7 protein-coding genes are annotated in these 12751 nt (G+C 37.9%); 4 read left to right on the forward strand and 3 right to left on the reverse strand.

Annotation, left to right across the window (positions count from 1 at the left end):
* Window positions 1–121 precede the first annotated feature (121 nt).
* Window positions 122–4696 (reverse strand): EAL domain-containing protein, encoded by a 4575-nt coding sequence (locus ESZ39_RS05605; protein ID WP_146878851.1) that lies wholly within the window; start codon window positions 4694–4696, stop codon window positions 122–124.
* Window positions 4697–4892: 196 nt separating this feature from the next.
* Window positions 4893–7688, reverse strand: coding sequence for an insulinase family protein (locus ESZ39_RS05610; RefSeq protein ID WP_191321712.1), 2796 nt, complete (start codon window positions 7686–7688; stop codon window positions 4893–4895).
* Between the two features lie 235 nt (window positions 7689–7923).
* Between ESZ39_RS05610 and sixA the strand changes: the two genes are divergently transcribed.
* Window positions 7924–8403: a phosphohistidine phosphatase SixA gene (sixA, locus tag ESZ39_RS05615; RefSeq protein WP_146878854.1), complete on the forward strand. Its 480-nt coding sequence runs from the start codon at window positions 7924–7926 to the stop codon at window positions 8401–8403.
* A 74-nt stretch (window positions 8404–8477) separates the two neighbouring features.
* On the opposite strand, the gene smrB is transcribed toward sixA, so the two are convergent.
* Entirely contained in the window at window positions 8478–9020 is a 543-nt protein-coding gene (gene smrB / locus ESZ39_RS05620; protein ID WP_146878856.1) for an endonuclease SmrB, read from the reverse strand.
* An 86-nt stretch (window positions 9021–9106) separates the two neighbouring features.
* On the opposite strand from smrB, the gene prmB reads away from it, so the two are divergent.
* From prmB to ESZ39_RS05635, 3 genes are all read left to right on the forward strand, one after another.
* Window positions 9107–10039: a 50S ribosomal protein L3 N(5)-glutamine methyltransferase gene (gene prmB / locus ESZ39_RS05625; protein WP_223270250.1), complete on the forward strand. Its 933-nt coding sequence runs from the start codon at window positions 9107–9109 to the stop codon at window positions 10037–10039.
* A gap of 94 nt (window positions 10040–10133) precedes the next feature.
* Window positions 10134–11225, forward strand: a complete 1092-nt coding sequence (aroC, locus tag ESZ39_RS05630) for a chorismate synthase (RefSeq protein ID WP_146878860.1) — start codon at window positions 10134–10136, stop codon at window positions 11223–11225.
* Window positions 11226–11264: 39 nt separating this feature from the next.
* The gene (locus ESZ39_RS05635; RefSeq protein ID WP_223270251.1) at window positions 11265–12434 is read left to right on the forward strand and encodes an MFS transporter; all 1170 of its coding nucleotides are present in this window, start codon (window positions 11265–11267) and stop codon (window positions 12432–12434) included.
* Window positions 12435–12751 lie beyond the last annotated feature (317 nt).

The following is a 12751-nucleotide window of genomic DNA, read 5'->3' on the forward strand; positions in this document are numbered from 1 at the left end:
AATTAAGTTAAATTCAATAAGAGTAAAGCGAAGATCGTGCCAACAATATAAGCCTTAATTTACAAGGCTATTAGCACGATTTTCACAGTAGATTTACATCGCCAAAAAATTGACGATTCGTTTAAAGAGCATTTTTCCCAAATGCAGTGGATTTATTGGTAATTTGAAAAGAGAGCAAATATTTTTGGAAGTCACCTTTAGGTAGCGGTTTACTATAAAGATAGCCTTGTAACTGCTCGCAACGCAAACCAGATAAAAAGCTCAGTTGTTGATTGGTTTCAACGCCTTCTGCAACCACTTGCATGTCTAGGTTATGTGCGATGGTCACTATAGTTGCCACCATGTTTCGTCCTTGCTCTGAAGTTTCAATATCATCAACAAAGGCTTTGTCTATTTTCAGCGTATTTAAGGGGAATTTTTTTAAATAGGCGAGTGAAGAATAACCAGTACCAAAATCGTCTAGCGATAAATGGATGCCCATTGCACGAATTTGCAACATAATGTCAATCGCTTTTTGTGGCGAATCCATCACTGTGCCTTCAGTTATTTCTAGCTCAAGATATTTTGCTGGTAAGCCACTTTCTTTTAAGGTATCAGCAATCATTGCCACCAAGTTGGGTTGGGTAAACTGCACCGCAGAGAGGTTAACCGCGACACGGCCGTCAAAAAGTCCGGCGTCGACCCACTTTTTAGTGGCAAAGCATGCCTTGCGCAAAACTATCTCACCGATATCTATAATTTGCCCTGTTTCTTCTGAGACAGGGATAAAAACGACTGGGCTTATTATGCCTTTATTCGGTGTTTCAAAACGAACTAAGGCTTCCATACCGGATATTTTTCCTGTTGCGATCTCAATTTTTGGCTGATAAAAAACCGAAAATAAATCTTCCTTTAAACCATGTCGAATTAAACTTTCTATTTGCAGGCGTTTAACTGCAGTTTTATTCATTGAATCACTGAAGAATTGGTATTTATTACCGCCAGTGTTTTTCGCATGGTACATGGCTGTATCGGCATTTTTAAGAAGCTCTTGTGGGCTTGCGCCATCTTCAGGATAAATTACGATGCCAATACTACTATAAAGCACAATTTCTTGGCTTTTAAGCCGAAGCGGTAGTGCAATAGCTTTTAAAACTTCTTTGGCGATATGGGTGATGGTATGAAGATCATTGGTGTTCTCAACAATTAAACTAAATTCATCACCACCTAAACGATAAACCGTATCTTGACTCCGTCCTAAAATTTTAATGCGTTCGGCAACTTTACATAGCAAAACATCGCCAACTTCGTGTCCTAATGAGTCATTAACTTTTTTAAAGTTATCTAAATCAAAGACCAGTAAGGCATGTGGGATTTTACGGTTAACTAATTTTTGCTGATTAGCTTGAAAATAAGCGCGATTTGGTAGCCCAGTTAGGGTGTCGGTATTGGCAAGTTTTCTTAACTCTGCTTCTGTTTGTTTGCGCTTGGTGATATCAGAAAAAACGCCAACAAAGTGCGATACATTGCCACTTTCGTCACGAATTATATCGATATTAAAGTCAGTTGAATAAATTTCGCCATTGTCACGTTTACTTTGGATTTCACCGTGCCAACTACCCTTGGTCATTAAATGTTGTTTAACATTTTGATTAAAGCTATCAGGGTATTGTTCAAACTTAAGTAAGGTGCCCTGCATTTGTAACTTATTTTTACCCGTAATATGTTGAAATGCTTTATTGATATCGACCACGGTAAATTGACGGTCATAAATAACAATGGCGTCTGAAATATTCTCGATACATTTGGCAAAAAGCTTTAAACGTTCATCAGCTCGCTTAATATGGCTAATATCTTTTAAGGTCCCTGTCATTCGGCTGGGTTTATTTTTCTCATCCCGTTCAACAACTTTTCCACGATCGAGCACCCAAATCCATTTTTCGTCTTTATCTTTAACACGATAGGTAGCTTCAAAGTGTTCGCTATTATTTTCCATATGCTGGTTTAAAGCCTCCCGTACCCGCGGGATATCGTCTTGGTGAATATTCGTTTGATCTGCACCAATATTACGTTTGCCATCTTGCGGGAATTCTAAAATGCCCCAAATATTTGAACGAAATATCTTTCCGCTCTTAATGTTCCAATCCCACATTTCATCACCGCTGCCCCAAAGGGATAACTTAAGGCGCTCTTCACTTAATTTTATTTGTAGGTGATAAAGACGCTTATGACGAATCTGTTGCAAAATATAGGCGAAGATTAATAGCATAATAAGACTATAGAAAAATAGGGCGCTAGGTGATAACCACCATGGCGGCATAATAGTGATTTTTAGTGTTTTTATTGCACTTTTTTGGTTGTTTTGTAAATCATATGCCTGTACTTCAAAGGTATAGTCTCCTGAGTTTAAATTAGTGTATGTAGCTCGTAAGTTGTTTTTACCAGCATCAATCCAGTTTTCCTCTAAACCTATAAGACGATATCTATAATTTAAATGGCTTGGCATTTTGACGTTAGCGGAAACAAATTCAAGGCTAAATTGTGACTGTTTGTGTACTAAAGTGAGTAGTTTTAATTTGTTAGGGGAGCTATTTAAACTAAAATCATTACTATTATTTAAAATAGGTATATCTTTATTTGCAATCAAAATATTGGTGATAACAGGGGATGGTAAATTTTGAGATATTTGTAATATTTCTCTTGGTAAAAATGAAAGAAAGCCGTTCATGCCACCAAAATATATTATTTCTTCTTCTTCAGCTATTAATGCACTATCACTGATGAACTCATTATCGTGTAACTGTAAGTCTTGGTTAAATGAATTGACTGTTTTTAATCTTGGGTTTATTGCATTTATGCCTTTGTTTGTTGAAACCCATGCATTTTCAAAGTTATCTATGATTATATTAGCGATAAAATTATTTGATAACCCAGTTAATTCGTTAATGGTTATATTTTTTTTACTTGATTTATTAATTAACGTTATCCCTTCGCCTCTAGAACCTAACCAAATCCAACTTTTTGATGTTGAAATATTCGTATAATTATTCAAATTTTCATTTTTTTGATATGTTGGAATAATAGTCTTGAATGTACTAGTGGTCGTATCAAACTTTAAAATTTGGCTATCGGTCGCAGATAACCATATGTTTTTCTTATTATCACTTGTGAACGTTGTAAATTTGAGTTCTGTTTCGCGATTAAAATAGGAAAACATGTTGGAACTCATAGTAAAACAAGCCAGATTCCCCTTCTTATCAATGAACCACAACTTATCTTCTAATAAAATTAGTTTACTATTATCTTGTTGTGTTGATTCTTTTGCCCATTGGGTATTTTCTGTAAGTTTTCCTGTTGCCGTATAATAATAATATAAGTTACCAGGCTCAGAAGGTGTATTTGGCTCTGTTTTTAACCAAAAGTTATCTTTTTCATCAACAAGTAGGTGAGAGATGGGTTGGTTATTTTTAATTTTAGCTTGGTGAATTTTTCCAAGTTTGTCAATTTTATTAAGCTGGCCATCGTCGGTTGTAAACCAAACGATGCCATCAGAGGTCTCGGCAAAGGCATATACTGCTTGACCTGAGTTATTATAATCAAACAAGCCGTGGTGAATTTTTAATTGTAAAGAGCTAAACGTATTAATACCACCACCATTAGTACCAATCCACATTTTGTCAGAGCTGTCTTTAAATACTTTTAAAATAAGGTCAAACGATAAAGAGTTTTCATGTGGTGTACTTTGATAGGCCGTAATTTCACTAGTAAGTAAATTAATACTATTCAAACCGTTTTGTGTGCCTAGCCAGATAGTCGTATCATCCAGCTGTGCTATAGAACGAACTTTGTTTGAAAGAATTTTTGTTGAACCGTCTAAATTGCTCTCATTATATTGCTTAATGATTTCGTAATCTTTTGAAATGATATAAAGGCCATTATCGGTGGCTAACCAATATTGGTTATCAATAAGTTTTAGATCGTACAGAGCATCTGCGTTGAGTTTTAAATTCCATTTATTGTCTTCGCTTAAAGAGATCGCAAAAGACATTGTGCTATTTGCTAGATATATACCTTTGTCATAAGTACCAAGCCAATAATTACCTTTTTTATCTTGAAAAATAGTTTTAATTTCTCTTAAAGCGGTATCAAAACCTCGAATTCTTATGCGAGAGAAGTTTTTATTTTTTTGGTCGAATTTATGTAGACCTTCTTTGGTGGATACCCAAATATTACTTTGTTGGTCTTGATAAATATCCCAAATTTCATTATCTTTAAGCGAGTTACTGTTGTTGGTTTGATGAAAGAAGTTGTCGAAGCTGTCTAATTCTTCATTGTAACGGCTTAAACCTTCGTTTGTACCAACCCATAATACATTTGCGTCATCTATAAAGAGTTTGCGAATGAAGTTGCCGGCAATGGAGCTTGTATTGGTACTATCATGACGATAATAAACGAAATTTTTGCCATCGTAACGATTTAAGCCATCTTGTGTGGCAATCCATATAAAGCCGTTGTTGTCTTGTATAATATCGTAAACATAGCTTTGTGATAAACCTTCAGCAATTGAAATGCGCTCAAACTTTAAAGGAGGGCTATTAATAGCGTTTTCTGACGCTAGAACTTTGTTATAAGGGCATAGCAGAGTCAGTAGAGCTAAGACAGCAAGCGTTAGATGAAATTGAGAAATTAATCTTTTTTTGAAAAGAAGCAAAAGCACTAATACAACCCTTTTTAGTTAAACCTATACCTGAATGATTTAGCTTATTAGGTATGCCATATATTTTTATTATTTCTGGATGCTAGGCCCTATTACAATGGATGTGAGGAACTAAGTCAATCTTTGCTGTTATTGTGTTGCGATTGTGTGGTGATATTCTGGTTATTAATCGGATTTCTTGCTTGTGTCGACCAAATTAATATTTTCTTTGGCATTTTTTCAATAAAAATTCGATATTGTTGTTAATGGTTATGTTTTTCGCCATTTTATCTAACTGTGTTTTGTTTTCATAACTTAATAATGACAAGTGATCTTTTATCTCTGCACCATGAAAATATTGTTGGAGAAATTCAGCTACATTATCTATTGATAAACTTTTAATAACTGAAATGAGTTTTTGCTTTTGATCAAAAGATACTTCTTTATTACAAATAGCGGCCCAATAACGCTGACTTTTAATTCTCAAGTTTGTATCTTTTTCTTGTAACTGGCTGGCTAGGCCAAATTGTAAATGCTGCCAGTGCTCAGCAGGCAAATTTTTAATGTAGTTATTTGTTCGAGCGATAAAGTCATTCATTGCCTGAGTTAACGTGACGGAGTCGGTATGCGGCGATTGAATATAAAAAGCAATGCCAGGATAGCGATTAATCGGTATGAAACCGACACCCACCAAATAGCCATATTGTTTTTCTGTGCGCATTTCTTGAAAGAAAATAGGCGACAATAATTGATTAGTTAACATGGTTAAGGCTATTGTGCGCAAATCCTTATTGGGCATGGGATAGTAAAGTAAAGCGGCGTGATCATGCGCTGGCAATTCCATTGGTAGCGTTAATGCTCCTAGGCCTTGAAGATCAATACAAGGAATTTGCACTTGGTTGCTTTGCGATAACTTACCGTCAAAAATTTGTTTAACCTTGCTAATAATATGGTCAGCAGATTTTCTTGACCAATTGCCATGAATAAGTAAATCGACCGCGGTGTTTTCAAACATACGCGCAACAAAAATTTCAAACGCTTGAAATTCTATCTTTTCTAGGGCAGCAATTAACGTTTGACTACTGGGACTTTTCGGTTGCATTGTGGCGCTAAGGTGGGCAAATAGTTGTGAAATTGATTTACTATTTTCTGCATTATGCCAATGAATTAGCAGTTGTTGCTTAAATAATTTGAATTTACTCTGACAGAACTTTCCTTGCATAAGGCTAGCTAACAGCAAGGGTAATAGTTGCTCTTGTTTTGTACTAATACCGGATAATTTCAGCGTTAGCCCACTCTGATGAGAATATAGGTGATAATGAATACCTGCTAGTTCGGCGTTGTAATGCTCTTCAATAACCGCGTCGCTATAGAGATCAATAAACAAGCGTGTCATTGCTATTGTGCTAGCATTTTCGATCACGGCTGGAGAGTCTATAGAGAGATAGATATAGCCCTTAGGGGTATTGAAGCTTGTGTCATGTTTAAACCAAACATTTAAGCCATCCTGATGATAAATTTTTTCAGGTGGTGTCAGTGAGCTACTTTCTGCATCATCTTCTTTGATCAGCTCAGGCCAAGATACTATATATGGATTTTTATTGGGTAAAAAAAGTTCGTCTATATAGGGAGCGTTTTGCCATTGCTCAATGTCTTCTGGCTTAATATCGTTGACCGAGTAAGGCACTTGATACCATTTGCTGACGTTGCTATGGGGCTGTTGATGAACATTTTTATTGATATAAATAAGACGAATGTTAGTTGCAACCATCAAGTCAAGTAAGGTGTTTAGTGTTGCTTGATGTTGACCTTCCATCACGTAATCACCAAAAATGTAATCTTGCTCTGGGTAATGTTGCATATTGATAACAAGTTGGCTGACAGAGTTCAGAGGTGATAGTTTTTCTTGGTAAGAAAATGATAACTCGGCTAGGGCTTTTTTTTCTTGATAATATTGTTGATTAATTGGCGCTTGTTTAAGTAAATGTAGATATGAAAATATAATACTGACAATGGTCGTTATGTGCTGTGTACCTAATTCAGACAGCGAGATGCTAATGTTAAAGTCTTTAAAATTAGAGCCATTGATGCCTGAGCCTGCGGTTAAAGCTAGAGCCCACTGTTTACTCTTTAATAATGATAAAATGCTACCTGGACCTTCATGACCAATTAAATAGGCCAGAATAGCTTCAGGCTTTTGACGATAAAATTGGTCAATACTTGGCATGGCAAAGCTAATGATCAGTTGTTGATCATTTTTAACTGGCTGCACTGTTATTAATTTTTGTTGATGCTGGCTAAGGTAAAGTGGCTCACTAATTTTAGTTTTAGCAATACCATCAGATTTGACCTTGGAAAAATGCTTATTGGCTAAACTTTCTAATTCGGCGAGCGTTTGTGGCCCTTCTAGCACTAAGGTCATAAAATGCGCTTGATAATTTTTTTGAAAAAACTCACACAATTCATCACGTAAATTGTAACCCACTTTGTCTGCTAAAGTTTCACTGCTACCGACAGAAAATTTTGCGAAAGGGTGAGCTTGATTAATTGTTTCTTTGTGAACGTCGTACAGGCGTCGAATATCGTCTTTAAGCTTGAGTTTGAATTCAGCATCAATGTTCTTGCGTTCTTTGTTAACAAACTCCTCAGACAGTAGCGGCATAGTAAAAAACTCGCCAAAACGTGCTATTGCTGGGCTGAAATGTTGATAACCAATATCAAAGAAAAAACAGGTATGTTCTGTTGCTGTCCAAGCGTTATTACTACCACCATGCTGATTAATGAATTTTTGATACTCACTGCCGTCAGGAAAGTTTTTGGTGCCAAGAAATAGCATGTGCTCAAGAAAATGGGCAAGTCCTTGTCGATGTTCAGGATCATCGAAGTGGCCCACATTAACAGCTAGTGCGGCGGCAGATTTATTTGATTCGGGGTTATGGACCAATAAAGCTCTTAAGCCATTGCCTAAGGTCATTGTTTTATAGTGTTTAGTGTCATTCGGGCTTTTTTTCACGGTTGCTCCCGCACAATTTATGCTGTAGCTCGGCATGACTATGCTCTATTCATAATCATTCTAAATTACCCTAAGGAATAAGGTGAGTCCATTTTATTCTTAATAGTTGTTATAAAAAGCTAAACAATTCCTTTATTATAGCCGTAATTATTGAGAACTATAGCTAAACTACTTGAATATGCCTGACTCATATTGTCTGGATATACGATCAAGTCGTGTTGAAATTAAGGTGTTTATGCAAATTTTCGTTATGCGTCACGGACAAGCTGAAATGGTTGCGCCGTCTGATGCACTTAGACCATTAACTGAAAACGGCGTCAAAGAAGCCAAAATTATGGGACAATGGTTATTAGAAAATAGTCTGATATTTGATTGTATTTTTGTTAGCCCATATTTACGCGCACAACAAACGGCAGATGCTGTAATTAGCCAGTTAGGTCAGGTAGCTAATAGGCAAACGTTAAGTATTATTACGCCAGAAGATAGTGCTAAAGATGTTCATGATTATCTTGATGCCGTTTGCGCTGTTGAGCAATACCAGAAAATATTATTAGTGTCGCATATGCCTTTGGTGAGCTACTTGGTGGCTCAACTGACCAGTGATAACACTATGCCAATATTTCAAACTGGCTCAGTAGCGCAAATTGACTATGATACCGATCAAATGCATGGCGAACTTATTAGGTTAATGTCACCTAGTGAAAGTACTACCTAATGAACTTTAGGGCTAGGTTGCCATTATACTTTTTGACCTTGTTTTTTGATCTAATAGCCCGTTGAGCCTTGAGGTTAATCAGTACTAAACTTGTCTTTTAGTTCGACTAAAACCAGTATGGCGCCATTGCCGCCCCATTCTAGTGGCGCTTGATGAAAAGCCATCACATCAGGGTGTTGTACTAACCAGTGCGGCACTTTAGTTTTTAATATACCGCCACCTAAACCATGAACGATACAAACACATTGCGCGTGTTCTTTTTCGCAAGCGGCTAGTAATGCGGCGATTTCACGTTTTGATTGGTGCTGATCAAGGCCGTGTAGGTCTAAAATTAAGTCAGGGACGTATTGACCACGGCGTAAATTTTTAGCTTCAAAACTATCAACACCATCACGAACATACTTTAGCGGACCGTTAAGATTCAGCGCAGGTTCAAATTCATCAGAGAAATGAAACTCAGCTAGGGCTTTTTTATCTTTTTGTTTTGCTAAAGAGTTTTTCTGCTTGCTGGTTCTTTTTACCGGGTGTATTCTGTCCTGCACCATAGGTTTTACCTTACCTATGGCATCTTTAAATAAATTTTTTTCTTCCACATTTGGCACGTATTTGAATTTCATTTATTAAGTCTAAAAACATCGACGAACAATAACAAGTGAAAGTATAATAAAAAACAAGTGTTATGATAATAAAACCTGAGGAAAACGTGGAAATAATAAATTTTGCAGAGGTAAGCGAGCAATTGCATACGGTTAATGATTATGTGCGTTTTGGTGCTAGTCAGTTTAATCAGGCTGAGTTGTATTTTGGTCATGGTACAAACAATGCTTGGCATGAAGCGCTTATTTTGGTGATGCATCAACTGGCTTTACCGCAAGAAATATCCAATGATCTTATGCAATGTCGTTTGGTATCCCAAGAGCGAATAGCGATTTTACAGTTGTTTGAGCGGCGAATTGTTGAAGGGCTACCTGCGGCATATTTAACCAATCAAGCGATGTTTTGCGGCTTACCGTTTTATGTCGATGAACGGGTGCTAGTGCCACGTTCGCCAATAGGTGAGTTAATCGATAATAAATTTTCCGGTTTAATTGAGCATGCGCCAAAGCAAATTTTAGATTTATGCACTGGTAGTGGCTGTATTGCCATTGCCTGCGCTGTTGCGTTTCCTGAAGCAGAAGTTGATGCGGCAGACCTCTCAATTGATGCGCTCAATGTCGCACAGATCAATATTGAAGGTCATGGTTTATCAGCACAAGTTATGCCAATTGAATCTGACGTTTTTTCTGGCGTGGTAGGGCAACGCTATGACTTAATAGTGACAAACCCACCTTATGTTGATCAAGAAGATGTCGATGCATTGCCGCAAGAATATTTACACGAGCCAGTAATGGGCTTAGGCAGTGGTTTTGATGGCTTAGATATCGTACGAAAAATTTTGGCGCAAGCCGCGAGTCACCTGCACGATAATGGTGTATTGATTTGTGAAGTGGGCAATTCACAAATCCATTTAAGTGCTGCTTTTCCAAACGTGCCATTTCAGTGGCTAGCGTTTGAACGAGGTGGCCATGGCGTGTTTCGCTTAACTAAAGCACAACTAGAAAATCATCAGCAAGATTTTCAGACAATAAATAATTAATACCAAACAGCTGCTTAGAGTAGTTTGTTAGGCACTCTGATACCAATTGATTAAGCGATTTGGTATCTCATCATTTTTTACGGGTAGATTCATTATGTCAGGTAATACTTTTGGTAAGCTATTTACGGTTACTTCATTTGGTGAAAGCCACGGGTTAGGCTTAGGAGCGATTATTGATGGTTGTCCTCCGGGTGTAGAACTTAGCGAGGCTGATTTACAACTTGACCTTGATCGCCGCCGACCGGGCACCTCACGCTTTACCACCGCGCGCCGAGAGGCGGACGAAGTCAAAATAATGTCGGGTGTTTTTGAAGGTAAAACTACCGGCACACCTATTGGTTTATTAATTGAAAACACCGACCAACGTTCGCAAGATTATGGTGATATCGCCAAGACATTTCGTCCAGGACATGCGGATTATACTTACTGGCAAAAATATGGCATTCGTGATTACCGTGGTGGTGGTCGCTCTTCTGCCCGTGAAACCGCAATGCGTGTGGCGGCTGGTGCGGTAGCAAAAAAATATTTAAAACAGAAGTTCGGTATCACTATTCAAGCTTGTGTCACTCAAATTGGTGAAGTATGTGCTGACAATATTGATTGGAATATTGTTGAAGAAAATCCATTTTTCTTTCCTGATGCGAATAAACTTGAACAATTAGATGAATTGTTACGCGGCATTATGCGTAAAAAAGACTCTATCGGCGCTAAGTTGATGGTAGTAGCGAATAATGTGCCGGTGGGTTTAGGTGAACCTATTTTTGATCGTTTAGACGCAGATATTGCACACGCATTAATGGGTATTAACGCCGTGAAAGCGGTAGAAGTTGGCGATGGCTTTGCTGTGGTTAATCAAAAAGGCTCTGAGCACAGAGATGAGTTAACGCCTGAGGGTTTTGCGTCAAATCATGCTGGCGGTGTTTTAGGGGGGATATCTTCAGGCCAACCTATTGTTGCGTCGATTGCCTTAAAGCCAACCTCTAGTATCGGTGTTAGTGGTAAAACAGTTGATCTAGCGGGTAAGTCTGCCGATATTGTGACCAAAGGCCGTCATGATCCTTGTGTCGGTATTCGTGCGGTACCAATTGCTGAAGCCATGTTAGCCTTGACCTTGATGGATCATTACTTGAGACATCGTGCACAAAATATGGATGTAATTTGTCAAACGCCAGATATTGAACGTTAAGCTTGCGGTTAAATACCCAAGTGATGGTAGGCTAACCTAGTGGCTTCAAAACAATTCATGCGTTTGTCGACAAATTATTTTTGGTATTTTGGTCTCTTAGGTTTAATCGTACCTTTTTTGGCTGTATTTCTTGATGCCAGAGGTTTTACCTCGCTAGAAATTGGCGAAATATTAGCGGTGATCACCGCAACAAAAATAGTAGCGCCGTCATTATGGGCGCAACTTGCTGACAAGTCAGGTCAACAACTAACGATAGTAAAAGTAGGTTCATTACTTTCATTGCTTTGTTTTAGTTTGATTATTTGGACATTCAGTTACTGGCCATTAATGTTTAGTTTGGCAATGTTTAGTCTCTTTATCACTTCAATTTTACCGCAAATTGAAGTGATGACCCTTAACTCTATTCGCAAAAGTGCAAAAATATATGCCCGTATTCGTTTATGGGGCAGTATCGGTTTTGTCATTGTTGCTATGCTCAGTGGTGAACTGATTGAGCGTTATTCTGCCGAAGCCTTTAGTTATATTGGTATTGTTATATTAGTAGGGCTTTTTATCTCAACATTGCTTAATAAGCAACCTCGGATAGCCAAAAAAACCTCCATTAACAGTGTTTCTATTAAAGCTAAAGTGTTCAACCGTAACTTTTTGTTATTCTTTTTCGCGGGCTTAATGTTGCAAATGAGCTTTGGCCCTTATTATGTTTTTTTTGCTTTATACCTTAAGAATTTAGCTTACTCGGGATTTTTAATCGGCATTTTTATCGCTATTGGTGTGGTGGCTGAAATTGGGGTTTTTGTTTTTGCCGCTATTTTCTTTAAGAGTTTCTCGCTAAAAACTTTAATTAGCATGAGCATATTATTGACGGCATTACGTTGGTTTGTTGTGGGACATTTTGCCAATAGCGATATGGCACTGGCATTCTCCCAACTGATCCACGCACTAAGTTTTGGTTTATACCATAGTGCCAGTATTAGCTTTATTCAACAGCACTTTAACGCGAACCAACAGAGTCGAGGTCAAGCGATTTATATCGGTGGGGTTTATGGTGTTGGTGGTGCGATTGGTGCCTATGTAGCGGGCTTATTATGGCAAGAGGGTATTGGCGCAGTGATAACCTTTGATTTTGCGGCGATTACCGCATTGATTGGCGGGATTTTAGCGCTATTTTTGCGTAATAAACCTATCAAGCGAGACGTTAGCCGTGTCTGATTTATTCGCAATAAGAAAAAGCGTCAGGTTTGATTTACTCATAATAAAAAAGCTAGCAGTTTTATCTGCTAGCTTTTTTATTTTGTATCGTTAAGGTGAATTAACTTAGCGATATGATCTTATACCCGCTCCACTTCAAGGTGCAGGTTTGTGCAAGTCGAGAAAGGGTTAGGTACCAGGCATTGATTGAAGAGAATAGTTATTCTTGGCAACTGCTCCTGCGTTGCTCTAATAACCCACATCCCTGTGGGAATATTGTCGAAATCCATAACGCAGGAGATGACCCTTTATCGGCTTGCCCGTAGGGAGCTAAGCTA

Source organism: Colwellia sp. C1TZA3, assembly GCF_007954265.1.
Lineage (GTDB): Bacteria > Pseudomonadota > Gammaproteobacteria > Enterobacterales > Alteromonadaceae > Cognaticolwellia.

Excerpts from the sequence above, each read along its gene's own strand:
- smrB (WP_146878856.1), bottom strand. The coding sequence starts at position 9,020 with ATGAAATTCAAATACGTGCCAAATGTGGAAGAAAAAAATTTATTTAAA.
- sixA (WP_146878854.1), top strand. The coding sequence starts at position 7,924 with ATGCAAATTTTCGTTATGCGTCACGGACAAGCTGAAATGGTTGCGCCG.
- aroC (WP_146878860.1), top strand. The coding sequence starts at position 10,134 with ATGTCAGGTAATACTTTTGGTAAGCTATTTACGGTTACTTCATTTGGT.